At 59.5% G+C, this 24,049-nt stretch carries 27 protein-coding genes; 14 read left to right on the plus strand and 13 right to left on the minus strand.

Annotated features, from left to right (window positions below; genetic code table 11):
* Positions 1–16: 16 nt before the first annotated feature.
* Complete coding sequence (locus PHF15_RS01290) at positions 17–823, minus strand: CbbQ/NirQ/NorQ/GpvN family protein (protein WP_300118121.1); 807 nt, start codon at positions 821–823, stop codon at positions 17–19.
* A gap of 76 nt (positions 824–899) precedes the next feature.
* A complete protein-coding gene (locus tag PHF15_RS01295) occupies positions 900–2,279 on the minus strand; it encodes a ribulose-bisphosphate carboxylase (protein ID WP_300118122.1) in 1,380 nt (459 codons plus the stop codon).
* A 206-nt stretch (positions 2,280–2,485) separates the two neighbouring features.
* On the opposite strand from PHF15_RS01295, the gene PHF15_RS01300 reads away from it, so the two are divergent.
* Entirely contained in the window at positions 2,486–3,253 is a 768-nt protein-coding gene (locus PHF15_RS01300) for a ParA family protein (protein WP_300118124.1), read from the plus strand.
* A 73-nt stretch (positions 3,254–3,326) separates the two neighbouring features.
* Here the strand turns inward: PHF15_RS01300 and PHF15_RS01305 are convergent, their stop codons facing one another.
* Both PHF15_RS01305 and PHF15_RS01310 read right to left on the minus strand, forming a co-directional pair.
* A complete protein-coding gene (locus tag PHF15_RS01305) occupies positions 3,327–4,166 on the minus strand; it encodes a DUF3883 domain-containing protein (protein WP_300118126.1) in 840 nt (279 codons plus the stop codon).
* Between the two features lie 128 nt (positions 4,167–4,294).
* On the minus strand, positions 4,295–5,206 hold the full coding sequence (locus tag PHF15_RS01310; protein WP_300118128.1) for a LysR family transcriptional regulator: 912 nt from the start codon (positions 5,204–5,206) through the stop codon (positions 4,295–4,297).
* Positions 5,207–5,326: 120 nt separating this feature from the next.
* Between PHF15_RS01310 and PHF15_RS01315 the strand changes: the two genes are divergently transcribed.
* The 8 genes from PHF15_RS01315 to fba are packed head-to-tail and all read left to right on the plus strand — an operon-like array spanning position 5,327 to position 13,940.
* A complete protein-coding gene (locus PHF15_RS01315) occupies positions 5,327–6,064 on the plus strand; it encodes an HAD-IA family hydrolase (protein ID WP_300118130.1) in 738 nt (245 codons plus the stop codon).
* A 55-nt stretch (positions 6,065–6,119) separates the two neighbouring features.
* The gene (rpe, locus tag PHF15_RS01320) at positions 6,120–6,818 is read left to right on the plus strand and encodes a ribulose-phosphate 3-epimerase (RefSeq protein WP_300118132.1); all 699 of its coding nucleotides are present in this window, start codon (positions 6,120–6,122) and stop codon (positions 6,816–6,818) included.
* 45 nt (positions 6,819–6,863) lie between these two features.
* Positions 6,864–7,967, plus strand: a complete 1,104-nt coding sequence (locus PHF15_RS01325) for a class 1 fructose-bisphosphatase (RefSeq protein WP_300118134.1) — start codon at positions 6,864–6,866, stop codon at positions 7,965–7,967.
* Between the two features lie 34 nt (positions 7,968–8,001).
* Complete coding sequence (locus PHF15_RS01330; protein ID WP_300118136.1) at positions 8,002–8,877, plus strand: phosphoribulokinase; 876 nt, start codon at positions 8,002–8,004, stop codon at positions 8,875–8,877.
* A gap of 2 nt (positions 8,878–8,879) precedes the next feature.
* On the plus strand, positions 8,880–10,949 hold the full coding sequence (gene tkt, locus PHF15_RS01335) for a transketolase (RefSeq protein ID WP_300118138.1): 2,070 nt from the start codon (positions 8,880–8,882) through the stop codon (positions 10,947–10,949).
* Positions 10,950–10,963: 14 nt separating this feature from the next.
* Positions 10,964–11,653, plus strand: a complete 690-nt coding sequence (locus PHF15_RS01340; RefSeq protein WP_300118140.1) for an HAD family hydrolase — start codon at positions 10,964–10,966, stop codon at positions 11,651–11,653.
* A 29-nt stretch (positions 11,654–11,682) separates the two neighbouring features.
* The gene (locus tag PHF15_RS01345; RefSeq protein WP_300118142.1) at positions 11,683–12,876 is read left to right on the plus strand and encodes a phosphoglycerate kinase; all 1,194 of its coding nucleotides are present in this window, start codon (positions 11,683–11,685) and stop codon (positions 12,874–12,876) included.
* Between the two features lie 26 nt (positions 12,877–12,902).
* Positions 12,903–13,940 carry a class II fructose-bisphosphate aldolase gene (gene fba / locus PHF15_RS01350; RefSeq protein ID WP_300118143.1) on the plus strand — a complete coding sequence of 346 codons (1,038 nt, stop codon included), beginning with the start codon at positions 12,903–12,905 and terminating at the stop codon, positions 13,938–13,940.
* A gap of 278 nt (positions 13,941–14,218) precedes the next feature.
* On the opposite strand, the gene PHF15_RS01355 is transcribed toward fba, so the two are convergent.
* The 8 genes from PHF15_RS01355 to PHF15_RS01390 form a co-directional block, all read right to left on the minus strand.
* Positions 14,219–14,929: a hypothetical protein gene (locus PHF15_RS01355; RefSeq protein WP_300118145.1), complete on the minus strand. Its 711-nt coding sequence runs from the start codon at positions 14,927–14,929 to the stop codon at positions 14,219–14,221.
* Between the two features lie 72 nt (positions 14,930–15,001).
* Positions 15,002–15,571 carry a YfbU family protein gene (locus PHF15_RS01360; protein ID WP_300118147.1) on the minus strand — a complete coding sequence of 190 codons (570 nt, stop codon included), beginning with the start codon at positions 15,569–15,571 and terminating at the stop codon, positions 15,002–15,004.
* Position 15,572: 1 nt separating this feature from the next.
* A complete protein-coding gene (locus PHF15_RS01365; RefSeq protein WP_300118149.1) occupies positions 15,573–16,082 on the minus strand; it encodes a hypothetical protein in 510 nt (169 codons plus the stop codon).
* Positions 16,083–16,111: 29 nt separating this feature from the next.
* Positions 16,112–16,939 (minus strand): hypothetical protein, encoded by an 828-nt coding sequence (locus PHF15_RS01370; protein ID WP_300118151.1) that lies wholly within the window; start codon positions 16,937–16,939, stop codon positions 16,112–16,114.
* 425 nt (positions 16,940–17,364) lie between these two features.
* Positions 17,365–18,141: an NYN domain-containing protein gene (locus PHF15_RS01375; RefSeq protein ID WP_300118153.1), complete on the minus strand. Its 777-nt coding sequence runs from the start codon at positions 18,139–18,141 to the stop codon at positions 17,365–17,367.
* A gap of 8 nt (positions 18,142–18,149) precedes the next feature.
* Entirely contained in the window at positions 18,150–18,584 is a 435-nt protein-coding gene (locus tag PHF15_RS01380; protein WP_300118155.1) for a DUF1499 domain-containing protein, read from the minus strand.
* Complete coding sequence (locus tag PHF15_RS01385) at positions 18,584–18,973, minus strand: hypothetical protein (protein WP_300118157.1); 390 nt, start codon at positions 18,971–18,973, stop codon at positions 18,584–18,586. The genes PHF15_RS01380 and PHF15_RS01385 overlap by 1 nt, the downstream gene beginning before the upstream one ends.
* Positions 18,970–19,299, minus strand: a complete 330-nt coding sequence (locus PHF15_RS01390) for a hypothetical protein (protein ID WP_300118159.1) — start codon at positions 19,297–19,299, stop codon at positions 18,970–18,972. The genes PHF15_RS01385 and PHF15_RS01390 overlap by 4 nt, the downstream gene beginning before the upstream one ends.
* A 126-nt stretch (positions 19,300–19,425) precedes the next feature.
* Here PHF15_RS01390 and PHF15_RS01395 point away from each other — a divergent pair, with 126 nt between their 5' ends.
* The 4 genes from PHF15_RS01395 to PHF15_RS01410 are packed head-to-tail and all read left to right on the plus strand — an operon-like array spanning position 19,426 to position 22,293.
* Positions 19,426–19,986, plus strand: a complete 561-nt coding sequence (locus tag PHF15_RS01395; RefSeq protein WP_300118161.1) for a glycine zipper 2TM domain-containing protein — start codon at positions 19,426–19,428, stop codon at positions 19,984–19,986.
* A 60-nt stretch (positions 19,987–20,046) separates the two neighbouring features.
* Positions 20,047–20,283 carry a PepSY domain-containing protein gene (locus tag PHF15_RS01400; RefSeq protein WP_300118163.1) on the plus strand — a complete coding sequence of 79 codons (237 nt, stop codon included), beginning with the start codon at positions 20,047–20,049 and terminating at the stop codon, positions 20,281–20,283.
* A 4-nt stretch (positions 20,284–20,287) separates the two neighbouring features.
* Entirely contained in the window at positions 20,288–20,959 is a 672-nt protein-coding gene (locus PHF15_RS01405) for a response regulator transcription factor (RefSeq protein ID WP_300118165.1), read from the plus strand.
* Entirely contained in the window at positions 20,956–22,293 is a 1,338-nt protein-coding gene (locus tag PHF15_RS01410) for an ATP-binding protein (protein WP_300118167.1), read from the plus strand. The genes PHF15_RS01405 and PHF15_RS01410 overlap by 4 nt, the downstream gene beginning before the upstream one ends.
* A gap of 107 nt (positions 22,294–22,400) precedes the next feature.
* Here the strand turns inward: PHF15_RS01410 and PHF15_RS01415 are convergent, their stop codons facing one another.
* On the minus strand, positions 22,401–22,646 hold the full coding sequence (locus PHF15_RS01415) for a hypothetical protein (RefSeq protein ID WP_300118169.1): 246 nt from the start codon (positions 22,644–22,646) through the stop codon (positions 22,401–22,403).
* Positions 22,647–22,746: 100 nt separating this feature from the next.
* On the opposite strand from PHF15_RS01415, the gene PHF15_RS01420 reads away from it, so the two are divergent.
* Positions 22,747–24,030: a ChaN family lipoprotein gene (locus PHF15_RS01420; RefSeq protein ID WP_300118171.1), complete on the plus strand. Its 1,284-nt coding sequence runs from the start codon at positions 22,747–22,749 to the stop codon at positions 24,028–24,030.
* Positions 24,031–24,049: the final 19 nt, after the last annotated feature.

Below are 24,049 nucleotides of genomic sequence, written 5' to 3' on the forward strand. Positions count from 1 at the left end.
CGGCAATCCATGTGCCTCAGCCGAACACTGCCTCAATCGCGTGATCGAGCGTGGCGCGAATGTCGGCGTCGTCGGTGATGGGCCGCACCAGCGCCATGCGGCAGGCGTCCAACGGCGCGACATCGCCCTGCATCAGCGTGGCCGCATAGACCAACAGGCGGGTGGAAATACCTTCATCCAGCCCATGTCCCTTGAGGGCGCGCGCTGCGGCGCCTACCTTGACCAGCCGCACCGCGTCGGCCAGCGCAATGCCAGTTTCGGTGGCAATGATGCTGGCTTCCAGCTCGGGTTGGGGATAGTCAAAATCAAACCCTACAAAGCGCTGTTTGGTGCTTTGTTTCAGGTCTTTCATCAGGCTCTGGTAGCCGGGGTTGTAGGAGATGACCAGTTGAAAGTCTGGGTGCGCCTGGATCAGCTCGCCTTTTTTGTCCAGCGGCAACTGGCGCCGGTGGTCGGTGAGCGGGTGAATCACCACCGTGGTGTCCTGGCGCGCCTCGACAATTTCATCCAGGTAACAAATGGCGCCGATGCGTGCCGCTGTGGCCAGCGGGCCGTCGAGCCAGCGCGTGCCATTGGCTTCCAGCAGGTAGCGGCCCACCAGGTCGGAGGCGGTCATGTCCTCGTTGCAGGCCACGGTGATGAGCGGTTTGCCGAGCTTCCAGGCCATGTACTCGACAAACCTGGATTTGCCGCAACCTGTGGGACCCTTGACCATCACGGGCAGTTTGGCCCTGTACACCGCTTCATACAGCGCGACCTCGTTGGCCTGCTGTTGGTAGAACGGCTCCTGGGTGACGCGGTAGGGTTCGGCAAGGTCAATCATGGTGTCTTCCTGGTTTAAACAAGAATGCCTCCGGGGTGCGGAGGCATTTCTTTAAAGGTCCGCTAGGTGCCAGAGCTTACTTGTGCACGCCCAACTTCTCGCGCCAACCCGGGAACAGCTTGTCGGCATCGCCAGGGAACGACTCGAAGGCGCGGGCAAATTCCTTGTGCTCCTTGGCAAACTCGATCGGGTCGGCGCCCGACTTCCAGCATTCATACGACTGGCGCAGCGACACAGCACCGGCGGCGGGCGAGTCGATGTGGCCGTAAGCGCCGCCACCGGCAGTATTGATCACGTTGCCGTGGCCCAGGTTCTTGAAGAAACCAGGCAGGCGCAATGCGTTCATGCCGCCCGAGATGATCGGGGTGGTGGGTTTCATGCCATACCATTTCTGGAAATAAACCGGGCCCTGGCACTCGTCGCGTTCGATCATGTAGGCGATGTTGCGGTCGTCGCCTTCACCTTCCATCTTGCCGTAGCCCATGGTGCCGACGTGGATGCCTGAGGCACCTTGCAAACGGCTCATTTTGGCCAGCACGAACGCGGTGTAGCCGCGCTTGGCGCTGGGTGACGTGATCATGCCGTGGCCGGCGCGGTGGTAGTGCAGGTACTGGCTGGGGTACTGGCGCCGTGCCGTGGTGATCATGCCGGGACCGCCGACAAAACCGTCCACCAAAAAGGCCAGCTTGTCGGCATCAGGGCCGAAGGTCTCCAGCGCAAAGTCGGCGCGGGCGCACATCTCGTAGTGGTCGTCGGCGGTGATGTTCATCGAGAACAGCTTGGCCTGGCCGGTTTCGTCCTGGGCGCGCTTGAGCGAGTCATAGACCAGCGGCAGCACTTTCTTGATGGGGGCGAACACCTGGTTGCCTTGCGGCTCGTCGTTTTTGATGAAGTCGCCACCCAACCAAAACTGGTAGGCAGCCTGGGCAAAAGGCTCGGGGCGCAGGCCCAGCTTGGGCTTGATGATGGTGCCGGCAATGTAGCCGCCGTCCTTCACCGGGCGGCCCAGAATGCGCCACAGGTCGGAAATGTCCTTGGCCGGGCCGTCGAACATCTGGATGACGCGCTCGGGCATGTAAAAGTCGTGAATCTTGGCATGCTTGATGTCGCCCATGCCCTGGTTGTTGCCGATCACCAGGGTCAGGAAAGACACCAGCATGAAACGGCCATCGGTCACATTGCGGTCGAACAGGTCGATCGGGTAGGCAATGCGCATGTCCTCGGTGGCTTCGTCGATGTAGTACACCAGCGCATCCACGCCACGGGTGAAATCGTCGGTGGTGCTCACCTCCACATTGGTGCCGGTGGAAGACTCGGCGGCAAAGTGCGCTGCTGCCTCCAGATAACCGTGGCCGGATTTTGGCGCCATCTTGTAGGCCACCAGAATGTGTTTGCCGCCGGCAATCAGGTCTTCTTCCTTGAGGCTCAGGTCAGCGTAACGGTTCGATTGATCCATGTGAAATCTCCTGTTAAGTGGGTTGTGCTGTCGATGGATTGAACTATAGGCAGGCTCATTCATCATGAAAATTCAAATAAATTGATTTTTTAATCAGTTTTTCTTGATGAATTACCTGATGCACCAGTTTTGAGGCGAGAAGCCAAAGTCACGGACAATGGAGGCCATTCACATTGACTGTTCAGTTGCTTCAAAGGAGTTGATTCATGCCCATTGTTGTGTTCAATCAAAAAGGCGGGGTGGGCAAGTCCACCATTACCTGCAATCTGGCGGCCATCAGTGCCAGCCAGGGTCTGCGCACCCTGGTCATCGACCTGGACCCGCAGGGCAACTCCACCAGCTACTTGCTGGGCGACACCGCCAGCGACGAGCAACCCAGCGTGGCAGGGTTTTTCGAGCAAACCCTGAGCTACAGTTTCCGCACCGTGCCACCCACCGACTACGTGGTGGAAACGCCGTTTGAAAACCTCGATGTGATGCCCTCCAGCCCGGCGCTCAACGAACTGCTGGTCAAGCTCGAGTCGCGCCAGAAAATCTACAAACTGCGCGAAGCCCTGGTGCAACTGGCAGAGACTTACGACCGCATCTACATCGACACGCCCCCGGCGCTGAACTTCTTCACCCGGGCCGCGCTGATTGGTGCCACCGGCTGCCTGATTCCGTTCGACTGCGACAGTTTTTCACGCCAGGCGCTCTATGCGCTGCTGGAAAACGTGCAGGAGATTCGCGCCGACCACAACCCCGAGCTCCAGATCGACGGCATCGTGGTGAACCAGTTCCAGTCCCGTGCCAACCTTCCCCAGCGCATGGTGGCCGAACTCATCGAGGAAGGCCTGCCGGTGTTGCAGCCGTACCTGCCGTCATCCGTGCGCATTCGCGAGTCGCACGAGCAGTCCCTGCCCATGATCCACCTGGACCCGAATCACAAAATTACCCTGGCGCTGGTGGAATTGCATGACGGGTTGCGGGCGTAAGGTAGGTCAGCAGATTGGACAGAACCGAGCGGTTGTTACTGTACAAGGACTGGTGGTCGATCGGGATGTCTGTTCAGCTAAAGCTTGCTCTGTAAGTCACAGGATCCAAAACGCAATGTTGATCAAGTGCGCCGGGCAGGTCAAACATCCGGGGTGATTTTCTGAACTCAAACAAGCGGTAAAGGTGAAATTGATCTTTGGCCCCATGGGACAGAGTCAATTCGCCGCGTGAAACGAAAAACGGTGTCTCACGACCAAAAGTTGTGGTCTTGACTTCTATCAGGCGCTCCCTGCCATCGGTCTCAAATGATAAAACGTCGTAGCCAAGGCCATCCCCCTTGGATCGAGAAACGTGCTCTACGTTGTCAGCCAGCCGATGCAGGCCAAGTTCGATCAGACGCCAATGTTCAAACAAGACGATGAATTCCTCTCCAGCAAGACCCAGTGAACGGTTTTTGGCTTCGCGTTCGAGATAGTCGCGCTTGACAACTTTGAACGCCAAAGGGTTGCGCGGCTCACTCAACGCTCGTTGGTCATTCTTTGATGGTGCCGCGGCTATCACCTTCGTGAAGTCGGTTTGTGTCGGCGTGATCGCTGGCTGTTGGACGGCAGCGAGCGCTGCTTGATCCAGGGATGCAGCGCCGTTTACCTGCTCTTCCGCGATGACCCCCAGAAGCGCTTGGTAGTTCGATCGTGGTTGATAGCCACGAATGTAGGGAAATCCGAGATCAATCATGGCCGCGCTGATGTTGCAGTGTTTGAACTCGATTGAAGCATCGGTTCGACCACCAAGCTTGGTTCGAAGGTTTTTTCGATGTTCGGTCTTGTTGTAACTTTGACCTGCCAGTTCCAGCGTGAGCATCATTAGGTAGTCCGCCACAATGGCCTCTACTTCTTCCCGTGTCCAATCCATGTGCGACCCTAACAACTAATGTTGATTTGCCTTGAGGATACCTCACCACCTGTCGTGGGCCATGTCACAGGATGGATGAATGCGCCGGCGCGTTCCGGCTTGATCGTCTTTTTTCAGGGCATCAATCATCAACTCCACGTATCCATCAACGCCCCGCCTTGCTCGATCAGAAATTCCTTGAACGCGAGCGCGGCGGGGGATAGCTTTTTTTCGCTCAGGTGGGTCACATACCAGTGGTTGATCTGCGGCAGGCCCTGCACATCGAGCAGCGCCAGATGACCGCTGGCAAGTTCGTGGCGCACCGTGCGCATCGACAAAAAGCTCAGTCCCATGCCGGCCATCACGGCTTGTTTGATGGTTTCGTTACTGGGCATGGCCATCACGACTTGGAGCGGTGTCTTGTTTTCCTCGAACAGCCGCTGCATGGCGGCGCGGGTGCCGGAGCCTTCCTCGCGCACCACAAATTTGTAATCGGCCAGGGCGCTGAATGGCAGGTTTTTGCGCCGCACCAGCGGGTGGTCGGGGGCGGCGACCATCGCCAGCGGGTTGGTGGCAAACGCCGTGGCCTGGCAATTGAGGTGGCTGGGCGAGCGGCCCATGATGACCAGGTCGGCCTCGCTGCGCGCCAGCAAGCCCAGCACGTTTTCGCGGTTGTCGATGCTGAGCTGGACATGAATGGCGGGGTTGAGCCTGCCAAAGCGCACCAGCAGCATGGGCACAAAATATTTGGCTGTGCTGACCACCGCCAGATCAATGCGGCCTTGTTTCAGGCCGACATGCTCGGCCATCTGGGCTTCCAGGTCCTTGAACTGGCTCATGGCTGCGGTGGCGTGGGTCAAAAAAATTTCACCCGCGTGGGTGAGCTTGATGTTGCGCCCCGTTGGCTCGATCAGCGCCAGGCCAAAGGCTTCTTCAAGCTGGCGGATTTGCATCGACACTGCGGGTTGGGTGACAAACAGGCGTTCGGCCGCCTTGGAAACCGAGCGCTGGCGCGCCACTTCCAGAAAGGTTTGAATCTGCTTGAAGGTGTAGGGACGCATAAATAAGTTAAATCTGATGATTTTTTAATAAAACGTGATTAGAGTTTATGGGTTGGGGCGATTAAAGTAAATCCATGCCGCAAAAGTGGCCAATGCAAGCCCATCTTACGAAAGTCGCCCATGTCCCTGTCTTCGACGTCCAAGCTGAAAGCGCTCATTTTTGATGTGGATGGCACCCTGGCCGACACCGAGCGCGTGCATCTGGCCGCTTTCAACCATGCCTTCAAGGAAATGGGCATGGACTGGGTTTGGGACGAGGCGCTTTACACCGAGCTGCTTGAAATTTCGGGTGGCAAGGAGAGGATCCTGCATTACTGGAAGCAGGTGAACCCCGACATCAAGGCGCTCAATGCGCAAGACCTGAACGACCGCATCGGCCGCATCCATGAACTCAAGACCGCCGCCTATGAAAACGCCGTCAACAACGGCGAAGTCAGCCTGCGCCCCGGTGTGCTCAGGCTGATGGATGAGGCGCTTGCCGCCGGATTGCAGTTGGCCATTGCCACCACCACCTCGCCGGTCAACATTTCCGCGCTGCTGCGCCACGCCATCGGCCCCGACTGGCGCCTGAATTTCACGGCCATTGGCGATGCTTCCACGGCGCCCATCAAGAAGCCGCACCCGCAGGTGTACTTGCAGATGCTCGATGCCCTGCAGTTGCCCGCCGCGCAGTGCCTGGCGTTCGAAGATTCGAGCAACGGCTTGCGTTCGGCCACCGCTGCGGGTTTGGCGACCATCGTCACGCCCAACGCGTTTACCGCCCACCATGATTTCACCGGTGCGCTCAAGGTGGTGCCTGATTTGAGTCAGGTCAAGCTGCTGCAATTGCGCCAGTGGCACGCGGCGCGGGCGAAGTAAAAAAGCGCTGAACTGCATTACCCTCAAGAATTTCAAACTTTACAGAAAGCCGCCCATGAACACTTCCCCCGTTTTGCGTTTGGCCCCGAGCATTTTGTCGGCTGACTTTGCCCGTCTGGGTGAAGAAGTGCGCGCCATCGAGGCCGCTGGTTGCGACCTGGTGCACTTTGACGTGATGGACAACCATTACGTGCCCAACCTGACCATCGGCCCGCTGGTGTGCGAGGCGATTCGCCCGCATGTGAGCATTCCGATCGACGTTCATTTGATGGTCGAGCCGGTCGATTCGATCATTCCGCTGTTTGCCAAGGCGGGTGCCAACATCATCACCTTTCACCCCGAGGCCTCCAAGCATGTGGACCGCAGCCTGTCGATGATTCGCGAGCTGGGCTGTAAGGCCGGCCTGGTGCTCAATCCGGCAACTCCCGTGGACTGGCTCGATCACGTCATGGACAAGCTCGACATGATTTTGCTGATGAGCGTCAACCCCGGCTTTGGCGGCCAGAAGTTCATCCCCAGCACCTTGGCCAAGTTGCGCCTGGTGCGGGAAAAAATTGACGCGCATGTGGCCGCTGGCGGCCAGCCGATCTGGCTCGAAGTGGACGGCGGCGTCAAGACCGACAACATCCGCGAGATCGTGGCTGCCGGTGCCGACACCTGCGTGGCCGGTAGCGCCGTGTTCGGTGCGCCAGATGCCGATGGCGGCTACAAGGGCGTGATGCAGGCGCTGCGCCGCGCGGCGCACCCGGCTTGACGCTGCGCGCCTTCGATTCATAAATTTAAAACATCTGGAGATACCATGCCTTTGACCATCCGATCCAACCGCTCGACCCTGACGCAGTTCCTGATTGAGGAGCGGCGTCGCTACCCGAGTGCCAGCGGTGACTTCAACGCCCTGATTCTGGACGTGGCGCTGGCCTGCAAAGGCATCGCCAAGGCGGTCGCCTATGGCGAGCTGGCCGGCATGACCGGAAATTTTGCCGCAGAGGAGGGTGGCTCGGTCAATGTGCAGGGCGAAACGCAAAAGAAGCTGGACGTGATGTCCAACGATGTCTTCATGCAGCGCACCGAATGGGCCGGCAACCTGGCGGGCATGGCCTCTGAAGAAATGGAAACCCCGTACCAGATCCCGGCGCAGTTTCCGCGTGGCAAATACCTGATCGTGTTCGACCCGCTGGACGGCTCCAGCAACATCGATGTGAATGTGTCTGTGGGCAGCATTTTCAGCATCCTGCGCGCGCCGCAAGACGTGATCGACTCGGGCCGCGACGTGGTCGATGCCGACTTTTTCCAGCCCGGCGCCAAGCAAATGGCTGCCGGTTATGCGCTGTATGGCCCCACCACCATGCTGGTGCTGACCGTGGGTACCGGCGTCAATGGCTTCACGCTCGACCCGACGCTGGGCGAGTTCATGCTGACGCACCCCATGATGCAGATTCCGGAGGATACGCAGGAGTTTGCCATCAACGCGTCCAATGCCCGCTTTTGGGAGGCGCCGGTCAAGCGCTATGTCGATGAGTGCCTGGCTGGCAAAACTGGTGCCCGCGGCAAGGACTTCAACATGCGCTGGATTGCCAGCATGGTGGCCGAGGCGCACCGCATCCTGATGCGCGGCGGCGTCTTCATGTACCCGCGCGACACCAAAGATCCGTCCAAGCCCGGCCGCCTGCGCCTGCTGTACGAGGCCAACCCGGTCGGCATGATCATGGAGCAGGCCGGCGGCCGCGCCTCCACTGGCGAGTTGCCGATGCTGGATGTGCAGCCCACCAATCTGCACCAGCGCATTGGTTTTGTCTTCGGCTCCAAAAACGAGGTCGAGCGCATCGAGCGCTACCACCGCGAGCCGGTTCAGGTTGAGCTGACCAACCCGCTGTTTGCCGAGCGCAGCCTGTTCCGGGATTGATTTTTGTAAATTTCATATTTGAGGAGTTTTCACCATGTCCATACGCCACCCCATCATTGCCATCACCGGCTCCAGCGGTGCAGGCACCACCTCGGTGACGCGCACCTTCGAGAACATTTTCCGCCGTGAGAATGTCACTGCTGCCGTGATCGAAGGCGACAGCTTTCACCGCTTTGACCGCAAGGCCATGAAGATCAAGGCCGCCGAAGCCGAGGCGGCAGGCAACAAGAACTTCAGCCACTTCGGCCCCGAGAACAACCTGTTTACCGAACTTGAAGCCCTGTTTCGCGACTACGCCGCCACGGGTGTCGGCAAGCGCCGCAAATACCTGCACGATGCTGAAGAAGCTGCACCTTACAAGCAGGACCCCGGCACCTTCACACCCTGGGAGGACGTGCCCGCCAAAACTGACCTGTTGTTCTACGAGGGCCTGCACGGCGCCGTGGTCACGCCCGAGGTCAACATCGCCCAGCACCCTGATTTGCTGATCGGCGTGGTGCCGGTGATCAACCTGGAGTGGATCCAAAAACTCTACCGCGACAAAAAACAGCGCGGTTACAGCACCGAAGCCGTCACTGACACCATCCTGCGCCGCATGCCCGACTACGTGAACTACATCTGCCCGCAGTTCATGCACACCCACGTCAACTTCCAGCGTGTGCCGATGGTCGACACCAGCAACCCGTTCATCGCCCGTGAAGTACCCAGCCCGGACGAGAGCATGGTGGTGATTCGTTTCAGCAACCCCAAGGGCATCGACTTCCAGTACCTGCGCAGCATGATCAACGACAGTTTCATGAGCCGCGCCAACACCATCGTGGTGCCCGGCGGCAAAATGGAACTGGCCATGCAACTCATCTTTACGCCCTTTGTCTGGCGCATGATGGAACGGCAAAAGAAAGCAAACTAATCATGAATACACCCACCCCCGAATTCGCCAAACAGATGGCCAATGCCATCCGCATGCTGGCTGTGGATGCCGTTGAAAAAGCCAAGTCCGGCCACCCCGGCGCACCCATGGGCATGGCCGACATCGCCGAAGTGCTGTGGAACCGGCACCTGAGCCACAATCCGGCCAACCCGCAATGGGCCAACCGCGACCGTTTTGTGCTCTCCAACGGCCACGGCTCGATGCTGATCTATGCGCTGCTGCACCTCACGGGCTATGACTTGCCAATGGAAGAACTCAAGAACTTCCGCCAGTTGCACAGCAAAACCGCCGGTCACCCTGAAGTGGGTGTCACGCCGGGCGTGGAAACCACCACCGGCCCGCTGGGCCAGGGCATCAGCAACGCGGTCGGCATGGCGCTGGCCGAGAAGCTGCTGGCGGCAGAATTCAACCAAGCCGATGCAACAATTGTTGACCACTTCACCTATGCCTTCATGGGCGACGGCTGCCTGATGGAAGGCATCAGCCACGAGGTCTGCTCGCTGGCCGGCACCTTGCGCCTGTCCAAGCTGGTGGCGTTTTACGACGACAACGGCATCTCGATCGACGGCCATGTCGAAGGCTGGTTCACCGACGACACGCCCAAGCGCTTCGAGGCCTATGGCTGGAACGTGATTCCTGCCGTTGACGGCCACAACCCTGCGGCGCTCGACGCCGCTGTGCGCGCCGCCAAGGCGCAGGCGGTGCTGCCAACAGGCAAGCCGACGCTGATCTGCTGCAAGACCATCATCGGCCTGGGTTCGCCCAACAAGGCCGGCACCCATGACGTGCATGGCGCGGCGCTGGGCGCGGCTGAAGTGGCCGCCACCCGTGAAGCGCTGGGATGGACCTCGGCGCCGTTTGAAATTCCGGTGGAGATTGCCACCGCCTGGAACGCCGTGGCCCGTGGTGCGGCGGCTGAGCGCAACTGGCGCACCGCTTTTGAGGCCTATCGCGCCAAGTACCCGCAACAGGCCGCCGAGTTCGAGCGCCGCATGGCCGGTGACTTGCTGCCCGCTTTCGCTGAAAAGCTGCCTGCCGTCCTTGAAACCATCGCCGCCAACACAGTAGCGTTTGCCACGCGCAAATCAAGCCAGAACGCGCTGGACGTGCTGGCGCCCTTGCTGCCTGAATTCTTTGGCGGTAGCGCCGACCTGACCGGCTCCAACCTGACCAATTTCAAGGGCTGTGTGAAGGCGGGCCGCGACAAATGGGGCAACCACATGAGCTACGGTGTGCGTGAATTCGGCATGGCCGCCATCATGAACGGCATCGCGCTGCATGGCGGCTACATCCCCTACGGCGGCACTTTCCTGACATTCAGCGACTACAGCCGCAATGCGATCCGCATGGCCGCGCTGATGAAGATTCGTGTCATCCACGTCTTTACCCACGACAGCATTGGCCTGGGCGAAGACGGCCCCACGCACCAGAGCGTTGAGCACATTCCCAGCCTGCGCATCATTCCCGGGCTGGACGTGTGGCGCCCGGCAGATGGCCTCGAAACCGCCGTGGCTTGGGCTTGCGCAGTGGAGCGCAAGGACGGCCCCAGCGCCTTGTGCCTGTCACGGCAAAACCTGCCGCGCCTGAGCGACATCAGTCAGGCCGACAAGATCCGCAAGGGCGGCTACATCCTGTCCGACATGGACGGCGCGCAAGCGGCTATTTTGTCCACCGGCTCGGAACTGGAACTGGCCATGAAGGCGCAAGCCGAATTGGCCACGCAGGGCATAGCGACTCGTGTGGTGTCCATGCCGTGCAGCAATGTGTTTGACCGCCAAAGCGATGCCTACCAGGAAATGGTGTTGCCGCTGAGCATGCCCGCGGTGGCCATCGAGGCCGCCCACCCTGACTTCTGGCGCAAATACGTCGGCCGCACCGGCGTGGTGATTGGCATGCCGACTTTCGGTGAGTCAGCCCCCGCTCCCAAGCTCTATGCGCACTTTGGCATCACGGCCGAACGTGTGGTGTCGGCAGTGAAGACGCTGGCCCACCGTGCCGCGCACCGCAATGCCCAGCCGCTGCCCGACACCGTGGTGCCGTCCAGTAACTAAGGCTTGAGTTCATCATGTCTGTGCGCGCTTTCGACCTGATCCTGTTTGACCTGGATGGCACGCTGGTGGAGACAGCGCCTGAGATCATGGACGCGGTCAACGACACCCTGGGCCGGTTTAAATTGACCGGGGTAACGCAGCAGCAGGTGAACGACTGGATCGGCCACGGCACGCTTGAACTGCTGGTGCAGGCTTTGGCCGACCGCAGCGGCATGACGACCGAGCAAGTGCGCAGCAGCGACCTGCTGCGCCAGATGGTGCCGGTTTATGACGGCCATTACCAGCAGCGCTGCGGCACCCGCAGCCAGCTTTACCCGCATGTGCGCGAAACCCTGCAAGCTTTGCGCGCCCAAGGCGTCAAGCTGGCGGTGGTGACCAACAAGGAAAGGCGCTACACCCAGGTGGTGATGAACGTGCATCAGCTTGTGCCCCTTTTCGATGCCGTGGTCAGTGGCGATACCCTGGCCACCAAAAAGCCCAATCCGGCGGGCGTGCTGCACTGCCTGGCGCAGTTTGGCATGGCCAGGGAGCGCACCCTGTTTGTCGGTGACTCCAGCATCGATGCCGCCACGGCGCGCAACGCGGGCGTGGCGGTGTGGCTGCTGCCCTATGGCTATAACATGGGTCAGCCCATCGCGTCCTGTGCGCCTGACCGGGTGATTGCGGACTTTTCATCGCTGTTGAGCCCATCGTTTCCAGATTGAAAATAACCACCCAACAAGGAGTGAAAACCATGAAAGTATTACGTTTTGCCGATGTGATTGCCAGCGGATTCGCCAAGGGAAAGCGGGTGTTCATCCGCGCCGACCTCAATGTGCCGCAGGACGACGCGGGCAACATCACCGAAGACACCCGCATCCGCGCCAGTGTGCCCTGCATCCAGATGGCGCTGGACGCCGGTGCCGCCGTGATGGTCACCAGCCACCTGGGTCGCCCCACGGAGGGCGCCTTCAAACCGTCTGACTCATTGGCCCCGGTGGCCAAACGACTGAGTGAACTGCTGGGCCGCGAGGTGCCGCTGGTCGCCAACTGGGTCGATGGCGTGGATGTCAAGCCCGGCCAGATCGTGCTGCTGGAAAACTGCCGCGTGAATGTGGGCGAAAAGAAAAACGCTCCTGAACTCGCCAAAAAACTCGCCGCCCTGTGCGACGTGTTCGTGCACGATGCCTTCGGTACCGCGCACCGCGCCGAAGGCACCACCTACGGCATTGCGCAATACGCGCCCATCGCCTGTGCTGGCCCCTTGCTGGCGGCCGAGATCGATGCCATCAACAAAGCCCTGGCCAACCCCAAACGCCCGCTGGTGGCCATCGTGGCGGGCTCGAAGGTGTCGAGCAAGCTGACCATTTTGCAGGCGCTGGCGAAAAACGTGGACCAACTCATTGTGGGCGGCGGCATTGCCAACACCTTCATGCTGGCCTCGGGTTTGAAGATTGGAAAAAGTTTGGCCGAACCTGGCTTGGTGGGTGATGCCAAAGCCGTGATCGAGGCCATGAAGGCACGCGGCGCCGAAGTGCCGATACCCACCGATGTGGTCACCGCCAAAACCTTCGCCGCCGATGCAGTGGCCACCGTCAAGGCCGCCACTGACGTGGCAGAAGATGATTTGATTCTGGACATCGGCCCGGTCACGGCGGCCAAACTGGCCGAACAACTCAAACAGGCTGGCACCATCGTCTGGAACGGCCCGGTGGGCGTGTTCGAGTTTGCCGCGTTCGAGAATGGCACCAAGGTCATTGCGCACGCCATTGCCGAGTCCTCAGCCTTCAGCATTGCCGGCGGCGGCGACACGCTGGCAGCCATTGCCAAGTACGGCATCGAAAAGGACGTGGGCTACATCAGCACTGGCGGCGGCGCCTTTCTGGAAGTGCTGGAGGGCAAAACCCTGCCCGCCTTCGAGATTCTGCAAAAGCGCGCGGCGGGCTAATTCTTTATCACTAACAGGAGACTCTCATGGCTTTCGTATCCCTTCGTCAAATGCTCGACCACGCTGCTGAACACAACTACGGTGTGCCCGCCTTCAACGTCAACAACCTGGAGCAGATCCAGGCCATCATGGAAGCCGCTGCTGCCACCGACAGCCCGGTCATCCTGCAGGCCAGTGCTGGCGCGCGCAAGTACGCCGGCGAGGCCTACCTGCGCCATATGGTGCTGGCAGCAGTGGAGTCTTTTCCAGACATTCCCGTGGTGCTGCACCAGGACCACGGCGCCACGCCTGCGGTGTGCATGCAGTCGATCCGCTCGGGGTTCACCAGCGTGATGATGGACGGCTCTTTGCGCGAAGACGCCAAAACTCCCGCCAGCTACGAATACAACGTGGATGTGACGCGCCGCGTCTGCGAAATGGCGCATGCCGTGGGCGTGTCGGTCGAGGGTGAACTGGGCTGCCTGGGCTCACTGGAAACCGGTGAAGCCGGTGAAGAAGACGGCGTCGGTGCCGAAGGCAAACTCAGCCACGACCAGATGCTGACCGACCCGGTGCAGGCCAAGGACTTTGTTGAAAAAACCGGGGTCGATGCGCTGGCCATTGCCATTGGCACCAGCCACGGTGCCTACAAGTTCACGCGCAAGCCCACCGGCGACATTCTGGCCATCGACCGCATCGCGCAAATCCATGCGCAAATTCCCAACACCCATCTGGTGATGCACGGCTCCAGCAGCGTGCCGCAGGAGTGGCTGGCCATCATTCGCCAGTACGGCGGCGACCTCAAGGAAACCTACGGCGTGCCGGTCGAAGAAATCCAGCGTGGCATCAAGAGCGGTGTGCGCAAGGTCAACATCGACACCGACATCCGTCTGGCCATGACCGGCGCCATGCGCCAGAGCTTTGCCCAAAACCCAAGTGAGTTCGACCCGCGGAAGAGTCTGATCGCAGCGCGCAAAGCTGCCGCAGGCATCTGCAAACTGCGCTTCGAGGCCTTTGGCTGCGCCGGTCACGGGTCAAAAATCAAGCCGATCCACCTGGATGTGATGGCTGCGCGCTACGTTTGAGTGAGTCAACCGCCTTCACTTGGAAAAGGGCATGGCGACTTGTTTTTTTACGAGTATCGGACCGGTGCGTCACTGAGTTTGTCAATGGCACTTGTTTGCCTTTTGAGACCAGCCGCCGGTGCGTTCGGTGTCTTTCCATTTAGATGGCTCCTGAAGACCCGAAGCCGACAGCCAAATTTCCAGACAGCGGTCATCCAAATCATCTGATTTGGTGCATTAACGTACCGCTTCAGCGGGCTGCGAAATGGGTAGAATTTTGACGATCCGCCGCAAGCAAGTTAAGCATTTGTTCTCACGACGCCAAGTTCTTCAAGTGCTTCAAATATGTTCTTGAAAGCCACGACAAGCCTCTGGTCCAAGTTCTCTCGTTGAAGGGCAAACATGAGTATCTGTGTTGTTGTATTGAAGCACGCCCACGCATTTGAGAACCTATATGCAGAGAATTTCCAGTCAACTGCAACTTCCAGACCGGGGTGCGAATGCGCATTCTTGAGCTCGAGAGTCGGATGCACGGCCATGTCGCGGAACTTGATAATGTCAGTAATGGCCTTTTTAAATTCCTTAACGTGCTTTTTCTCCGGTTTCAGTACTCGCCTGACTACCTCAAAAATCTGGGCGCCACGTCCCGTTCGGTTTGCCTTCCACCGATTGATGTCATCTTCGGATAGCTTTGCGTACGGACGCAGCATGTCATAGATCGAATCAAGAGCAATGCCGCAGGAAACGATGACTTCCATTGAGGGAGCCAATTCGGCTATGAGCAGTGCCTTTTGGTGATCGGCGTCATCATCCCAGTTCGAAGCAATATCCTCGGATGCGCGCTTGGCGTCCTTCAGTCTATCTCTGGCGATTCTCAACCAAAGCGGAATCACGTTATAGGCTGTTGAAAGGATAAGTTTGGACGCCAACTGCCCAGACTCGTCCATGGAGATGACCAAGTCGCCGGGCAGTATCCCGACGCTCATGCCCTTGAAGATCAGAACTCCCATTTCAATGATTGCTTTAAACGAGGTCGGCCTGATGTCTGAATTCACCGGACTTGCGCGGCTTTATGCGCAAGATCAGGTGGAATGACGGGCTTCCCTATTGCTCGGGTCGATTTGCTCATGCAGAATGGTCAGGAGTTGATCAGCTGACAACTCGGCCGAAGTGAATTTCCTGCGCAGCTGCTCGAAAGCGGAGAGCATCCGGCGGTGCATGTCAATGGAGGGATAATGACAGTTGAATCCGCGGCCTTTGAACTCCACGAAGCGCTCTAATTCATTCACCAAAAATAGCGCGGTGCCAACGTATTCACTTTCGTTGTTGCCGTCAAAGCCCTGGAAACGGGGCGAATCGCCGAGCACACCCAAGCATTGCTTGATTGACTCTTTTCCGGAGGAGTCAAGACGAGCGTAAGAGCGCTCGATGCAACTCCACATGTCCAAGATGTCAAGAACCTCTCTGACAATCTCCGGATCCTCAGCATCGGAGAACGGAATCCCGCTGTACTTCCATCGAATGCCCCACAGCATGTCGTTGAAGATAGCTGACCTGAGGAAGTCTGGCTCCATTTCGCTATCGACCTGGAGTTTCTGGTGCAACTCCGTCAACATCAGAATGATGATCTTCTCGCCGTCTGAAAGTTTCATCTTACCTCCCGTCTAGTGATTTCGGTGTTTGCTCGCGCTGGCCGTCCGCAACTTTCTTCGCAATTGGCATGAAGGCTGAAATGCTGTAGTAAATACTTTTTCCTGCAGCCTTTTTCTCCTCTGGAGTGTTCGCATCCGCAAGAGCCTCGATGTCCGGCTTCAGTCGCTCGCAAAGAGCTCGGGCTTCATTTCCGAAGAAGTCGGAGAAATGGCCAGTCTGTTCAGATAGCAGCCGCGCGTATTCTTCAATTTGCTTGGCAAGCTTGGCCGTGTCGACCCCGCGTAGCAGCTTGGCGTTCGTACTGGGCCCAACCTCCGAAGCAATGGCTAGGATTCTTTTGATGTCTGTATACACTTGAGATACCTCAATCAGCCGGCGACGCTGGATGATCTCGTCTCTCATGGCTGCGGCACGCGTTGCTGCCTGCGCGGCCTTCTTGGCTTCTATGAAAGCCCAGATTGCCGCACCTATCGAGGCAACTGATCCGAGGATTGAAAGGGGGCTGTCCATGGAGCGCCAAGTGGTGGTGTTTGGGAAGCCTAACCTGAAAGTGAGCAGCCGGCGCGGCTTGTCGCGCAGGTCCGCTCGACTGCAAGGTTATCCATCGCTGTGGCCCCACTCTGCTGGCACTTGGCAAGCTTTAGGAGGACCATCGTCTGATAAGCAGCATTGACCTTCTTGGGCACAACTCTGACGCCGGAATCCTTGTCCGGATATCCCACGCCAGCGATGTTGAACAAGCCCATTTCGTCGTGCCTCCAAGTGACTCCTAGGTCAACGCCGCATTGCACTTGAATGTCGTGAAGAAGACTACATAAAGAGTAAAGAATGCCGCGTAGATGTTTGCTGCGATGCTCTTCACTGTCCAGAGGACCGGGACCATATAAACACAAGTCATTCGGGTCATTCGCCGATGAGCACATGAAAAACGTCGCTGCGACGTTTGCGTGGCTCTTTGTTGACAGGACTTGATAAAGATTGTCCCGCAGCTCTTTACCATCCTGCGAAACTTCCTTCCTTATCCATGCAGGCGACCCAAAGGTATCCTTGTATCGCTTTTCTGCGACTTCCATCGACGTGTCGGACGGAACCAAGGTGAGCCATTCCCATGATTTCGTAGCACTGCGCCGCAAGACCAAAGATAGCCAGCCTGTTTCGAGCCCAACTCTCGCAGAGTTGTAGGACTCCACGAAGAAGCCACTCATGCAAAGTGATACAGCCGCAGAAAATGAATTGCACGACCGTACCAAGAGCATGTACTGCGCGGTTGCGCTTGGAGAAGCGAAAGGCTTAACAGTTGACGCGAATTGAACGTATCTTTCGATAACGGAAAGCAGCTCGACACGGATATCGGCGTTGCTATTCATTGGTCCAGCGATGCGCGATGAGTGATGCAACGTGATGTAGATCGTCGGATGTCCTGGGCCCCAGGACATCCGACGGGACACACCCGAATTTCACTTGCTGATGCCGAAGTCCCAACGAGTGGTAAGGCACATGCCGCCAGGGTTCGTAGTAAATTTCACAAAAAGTTGAAGTCATTTCCATCCCTTTTAACCTTGTCGCCTATCCTGGTGAAATTTGGATAATGTCGAACTCACATCTTACGATGTTTCATCTGTTAGAACTATAGCTCAGTGGGCCACGCGCCTGAATGTCGGCTCCCGCTGCACACGAGTCGGCTTCTGGCTGGGCCTGATCTCCCGAACTGAACGATGGCTGTTGAGATTTCGGTTCGGTGAATGACTGTGGTGAAGCAGCAATGACGGGAGTGCTCAAGGCGCGTCTTGATTCAGGCCGGCAAATAGCGCACTTGGTTCGGCTGCATCACCGGCGTCAGCTCAAACCGTCGCGAAAACTTCTTGAAGAGCTTGGTCGACGTGGCGTTTTTTCCAATCAGCTTGGCGCTGTGCAATTGTTTGACGACATCGCCCAGGGGCTGCATCTGACCCAGGCGCAACGCGGGAGCCGCAGACAGAATTTGCTCCAGGGTGACGTCGGCCTTTGTCGTCTCGTCAGTAGCAGTCGGTGCTTTTTTCTTCACCGCAACTTTTTTTGCAGGTACTGCGTCAAGTGCGCTTTTTGCAGCGACTTTCTTTGCGGGCGCTTTTGCTGACGGCGCGGTGGCCGACTTTTTCGCTTTTACCGCTGGCTGCGCCTTGCCCACAAAAAGCACAGAATCGTAGGCGTGCGCTGCCTCAGAGGCCATTTTGCTGGGCTCGGACACGCAGATCATGCGGATGCCGTGTTCCCTGAGCCTGACCACCAGCGGGACAAAATCGGCATCTCCTGAGCCAATTGCCATGGCGGTCGGCCTGGGTGTCTGGCAGGCCAGCGCCATGGCGTCGACCGCAAGCGCAACGTCCGTGGTGTTTTTCGACAGCGACAGATTCACAAAGGGACGAATGGACCAGGCCAGCATGGTCTGAGCCAGCCCCTTGAGGTTTTCCGCACTACCGTAAGCCCTGCGCACCGCCATGCTTCCTTCGGCGGCTTCCAGGCTGCTGCACGCCTCCTCGATCCAGGCGGAAGACGAGAGGTTGTCGGCATCGATGAGAAAAACGAGCATGGGATGATTTACCTTAAAAGGTCAAAGCGCTCCGAGAACGCTGTCATGCGCGCGCGGTTCTTGCCAAAATCATAACGACCTAACAGGGATTGCGAGCGGAAATCGATCCGGCCAGACTCGGCACCCAGCACAAAATCGACCTGGTCCCTGAAGCCCAGTGGCGTGGTGAAGATGACCTCCAGCCAGACCGGATCGCTGCGCACAATGGCCGCTTCAGGGTGGCTGGCCAGGGCGGCGCGCAGCAAGGCCATGCCCTGCGCGGTATTGCCGGCATAACGCAGCGCCGGCATGCCGCTGCCGCCCAGAGAATTCACGCAGTTGCTGCTGCGCGGGCAACTCAGGTCGGTGGGATGGACATTGGCCGCAAGCCTGATTTCCGGGCCGGCTTCCTGCGCCGCGCAACCGGCGAGCAGGAGCGCGATCAGCACGGTGGTTGTCTTCATCAAGAGCTCGAACCGGCTTGGCATGGATAGGCGTGTGCCAGCGCGTTGGTCATGACCAGGGCCACCGGCATGTCGGCCTCGTAGATGCCCGCGCTACGCCGGCGCTCGGCGTCATACAAGTGCCGGGCCATGTGCGGCTCCAGGCGGCGACCTTTGAGGCAGATGACGGCTTTGGCGCCGTTGCGCACAGCCTGCAGGTGCGCCTCCAGCGCGCCTTCCATCACGCCGACCAGATAGTAGTTGGTGTAGTTTTCGCCCTGCTGGTCGGTCATACCCAGCGCCTGCAATTCGCGCAGGCTCATGGCGCTGGCCTGACTGGCCAACAAGGCGCCTGCCAGTGCAAGCGCTGCAGTTCGTGCAAAGATGCTCGGGGCGGATGTGGTTTTCATGGGTAACGTTTACGCAGGCTGCGCGAATTCAGCATCAAGCCGGCCAGCAGGGTGACCAAGGCGACGGTGCCCAGAATGAGGGTGGCCGTGGTCCATGGCCGGCCGACTTGTTGCCTCATCTGGACCAGCAGCACCACGGCCAGAATCCAATTCAACGTGGCGCCGTAGGCGGCCAGTTGCAGCAGCATCAGGCTCCACCGCCTTCTGTACAAAAACAGCAGCGGTGTTGCCAGGCTAAAAGCCATCAGGCCATAGCTTTCCGTCCTTAAAAAATGGGCAGCCGTGAGCGCGGTGGCGATAAGGAAAAGAACAATTCGCAAAGCCATCAAAGTCATCCGGAAATCAAGCAATGGCTTCCATTTTTGCATTGTTTCAACTATTTCGCTTCTGTTCAGCCTGGGTTCATGCAGGCACGCGCAAACTGCATGCCATATCAACCCAAGGAGCTTTCCATGAAACGTATCGTCATCACCAGTTTGTTCGCCGCCGCCTTGTTCGGCGCCCAGGCCGCCACGTTCACCGACCACGCGTTGGTTCGCAGCGCCGAGCCACAGTATGAAAACATCAACGTGCCGCGCAACGAATGCAGTAGCCACTGGGTCAACGAAGGCCCCGACCGCGTGACTTCAGCACCTCAAAATACTCAGTCCCGCCAGTATGGCGGCGCCATTGTGGGCGGCCTGGCGGGTGGCGTTCTGGGACACCAGGTGGGTGGCGGCAGAGGTAAGGACGCAGCCACCGTCGTGGGTGCGGTGCTGGGCGCCATCGCCGGCGATCACCTTGAAAACCGCAATGCACCCGCCCAATACAACTATGGTCAGCATGACAACGGGCGTTACGAAACAGCGCAACGGGAAGTCCAGCGTTGCCGCACCGTGTATGAGGTGCAAAGTCGCATCTCCGGCTACCGCGTGATCTATGACTACCGTGGTCAGCAGTACACCACGCTCACGCGCAACAACCCTGGCAACCGCCTGCCGGTGCGTGTCAGCGTGGACCCGATTGAACAATAATCAGCTGGCCATGGACGGTAGTACCATTGCAGTCACTGCCGCCCAAGACGACCCCAAGCCATGAAGTTTTTGACTACCTTGATCACTGTCCTGATGCTCTCGCTGTCGCCGCCGGCCCAGGCCGATGTCAACCGCGATGCCGCCGCCGCCATGGTGCAGAAAGCCACCGGCGGGCGCGTGCTGGCGGTGGAGCAGGCCGAGCAGGGCGGTCGCCCGGTCTGGCGGGTCAAGGTGCTCACGCCGCAGGGGGAAGTTGTTGTGGTGCTGATCGACGCCGCCAGCGGGCGCAGGCTTTAGCGGTATGCGCCTGCTGCTGGTTGAAGACGATGCGGTGTTGCGGCTGGGCCTGAAGCGCCAGCTCGAAGCCGAGGGTTACCGTGTCGATATGGCCGCCGACGGCGCCGATGGCTTGTTTCAGGCCCGCGAGTACCCACTGGACCTGGCAATAGTCGATTTGGGGCTGCCCAAGCTGAACGGACTGACGCTGGTGCAGACCCTGCGCGCCGAGGGCCGCACCCTGCCGATCCTGATTCTGACCGCGCGCGGCAGCTGGCAGGACAAGGTGCTGGGGCTGGAGGCGGGCGCCGACGACTATCTGGTCAAACCATTCGAGTACCCCGAGCTGGCGGCGCGCGTCAAGGCGCTGTTGCGGCGTGCCATCCAGGCGACCTCGGAGGTGCTTACGCTGGGTGCCCTGAGCATCGACTTTTCTGCCCAGAGCGCCCGGCTCAATGGCGCGGCGCTCGACCTGACCACGTTCGAGTACCGGCTGCTGGAATACCTGGTGCGCGAGCGCGCAAGGGTGGTGAGCAAGCAGGAACTGTCGGACTACCTGTACCCGCACGACGAAGACCGTGACAGCAATGTGTTGGAGGTGCTGATTGGCCGTTTGCGGCGCAAGCTCGATCCGGATGGCCTGCTGGCCCCCATTGAAACGCTGCGCGGTCGCGGCTACCGCTTCGTGTTGCAGTGAAGCCACCACTGTCCATTCGTGCGCGCTTGGTCTGGGCTGCTTTTGCCGTGTTGCTGGTCTTTTTGGCCGGCGCCGGTTGGGCCGTGCAGCAGGCTTACACGGACAGCGTGCGCAGCCAGCGCTTTGCCCGCCTGCAAACCACCATTTACCTGTTGATGGCCGGCGCCGAACTCAACGCTCGGGGCACGCTGGTCATGCCCGCCGCGCTGGCCGAACCCCGGCTGTCCTTGCCCGACTCGGGGCTGTACGCCAACATTGCCAATCCGGAAAAAAATGAAGAATGGCAGTCGTCGTCCACGCTCGGCCTCGATCTCCCTTTTGTGCGCCAGTTGGCACCCGGTCAGTGGCGCTTTGAAACCGTCAGCGCAGAAAAAACAGGTCGGGCGTTTCTGGCTGCGAGCTATGCGGTCAAGTGGTCGGTGAACGACCGGGCGGCTCCGCTGGTTTTTTCGGTGCTCGAAGACATGGCCGCGTTCGACAAGGAGTTGCAAGCCTTCGAGCGCACGCTGTGGCGCTGGCTGGGTGGCGCCGGGCTGTTGTTGTTGATCACGCAAACTTTGCTGCTGCGCTGGGGGCTGGCGCCGCTGGGGCGCGTGGCGCGGGAAATCCAGCGCATTGAAAAAGGTGAGCAGGCCAGGGTGGAAGGCAGTTATCCGCGCGAGCTCGCCGGGCTCACGCACAACCTCAATGGTTTGATGGACCAGGAGCGGGCCCGGCAAACGCGCTACAAAGACGCGCTGGACGATCTGGCCCACAGCCTCAAGACGCCGCTGGCGGCCTTGCGTGCCTCACTGGATGCGCCCGGCGAACTCGCCGCCATGGTGGCGCAACAAGTGGCCCGCATGGACGACATCGTGGTGCACCAGTTGGGTCGGGCCGGCGCCAGCGGCGCTGCGCGTTTTGCGCCGCAGCTGGCGCTGGCGCCCGTCCTGAACCGCATACGCGACACACTGGCCAAGGTCTATCTGGACAAACACCTGGTATTTGCGCTGGACTGCCCGGCTGACTTGAGCTGGCGTATCGACGAAGGCGACGCCTTCGAGATGCTGGGCAACGTGCTCGACAACGCGGCCAAGTGGGCGCGGCACACGGTGTCAGCGCGGCTCTGGGTGGACGGTAAGCGCTTGTGTATCCGCGTTTGTGATGACGGCCCGGGTTTTGCCGACCCGCAGGCGGTATTGGCCAGGCGCGTGCGGCTCGACGAGCAGGTGCCAGGTCATGGTATCGGTCTGGCCGTGGTCAAAGACCTGGTGGCCAGCCATCAGGGCGAGTTGACTGTTTGCCGGGCTGATCTGGGCGGCGCGCAAATCGACATTGCTTTGCATGCGGCGTAATCCAAACTCTTTTCATGAATAACCCTGTCATTGCGAACGCAGTGAAGCAATCCATGGCCCCGACTGCATGGATTGCCGCGCTTCGCTCGCAGTGACGAAAAGAGGCGTCATTGACCTTCGACCCCAGGGCGCTGCTGTTGCATTGCTGCATCGATCGACTGCTTGACCTGCTGGCCAAGTTGTTCGCTTTGCTGCCGGGGTGTCGCACCAGGTGTCGTTTGTGGGACGGCCACCTGCAGCCCGTCCTGGGGCTGGGCTTTGATGCCGGAAACATCAGTGAGCTGTTTCTTGGCAAGAAAGCCCACCAGGGCCACCACCACCAGAAGACCCAGGATGCTGAAAATTGCGCGCATAGGCTTGTCTCATAAAAAAGTTGCAGGATGGAACTTTAACTGCAGTGCCGTTTCCTATCTTCGGTATCCTGCTTCGGCCATCACATTCAAGGCTCACCCCATGACAATGAATTTACGATCTCTGTCCGCCCTGGCCGCACTGGTTATGGGTGCCGCGCTCTTGGGCGGCTGCACCACCGCAAAAGTTCCTGCGGATGGCAACGGCCTGACGCCTTACCGGCTCAGCAAAAGCCTGAAGGCAGGCGACATCATCCACTTGCCGACCGGCACCACCATGGACTTCGAGCAGGCCATCGGCATGATCGCCGCAGCCCGGGTCATCTACATCGGCGAGATGCACACCAACCTGCAGGCGCATGAGGCGCAGCGGCGCGTCATCGAGGCGCTGGAGCAGCGTTTTCCGGGCCAGATCGCCATCGGCATGGAGATGTTTCGGGAGCCGCAGCAGAGCGCGCTCGACCGCTGGGCGCGCGGCGAACTCGACGAACTGCAATTTCTCAAGGTGTCGAAGTGGTACGACAACTGGGGCTCTGACTTCGGCCACTACCGCGGCATTTTGAACTTTGCCCGCGAACACCGCCAAGACGTGCTGGCGCTCAACCCCTCCAAGGAAATCCAGCAGCAGTTTGCCCAGGCCGGTGCCGGGCCGCTGCCGTCTGAACTCGCCGCCAGGGTGCCGCAGACCGACTTCTCCGATCCCTTTCAGCGTGCCTTGCTCGAAGCTGTTTTCAAGGGTCATTCGGTGGGCGGCAAACCCTCTGCCCTGAGCGCCGAGGCCACAGCCAAAATGTTCGACCGCTTCTACCGCACCCAGATCCTCTGGGAGGAGTCGATGGCCAGCCGCATTGTTGACTACCTGAACAGCCCCGCTGGCGCCGGCAAAAAGATGGTGGTCATCGCCGGCTCTTTTCACGTCCGCCATGCGCTCGGCGTGCCGCGCAAGGTCTTGCGCCGCGCCGCCTGGCCCTACGTGATCGTGCTGCCCACGGAAATTTCGATCCCCGAGGAGCACAAGGAGGAACTGATGATGGACGTCGATACGCCTGAAATCCCGCTCATTGCCGGGGACTTCGCCTGGCTGATTCCCTACGAGAACATCAAGACCCAGAAGGCGCAATTGGGTGTGCTGATGCGGCTGGATTCAGGCACCGTGGTCATCGACAAGGTGGTGCCGGGCTCACCCGCAGCGCAGGTCGGCCTCATGCCCGGCGATATCTTCGTTTCGCTCGATAACTTTCCCGTGACTGAACAGGGCGATGTGAGCATCGTGATCGGCGGCAAGAGGCCGGGCGACGGGGTCACGGCGAAAGTGCACCGCGCCGGCCGGGAGATGGTCTTTGAGCCGCGGCTTGGCGCCCCGACAGCGCACCCGGTCAAGCCCTAGTCGTCCCGTCAATCCCTGG

Source organism: Rhodoferax sp. (assembly GCF_028689295.1).
Lineage (GTDB): Bacteria > Pseudomonadota > Gammaproteobacteria > Burkholderiales > Burkholderiaceae_C > Rhodoferax.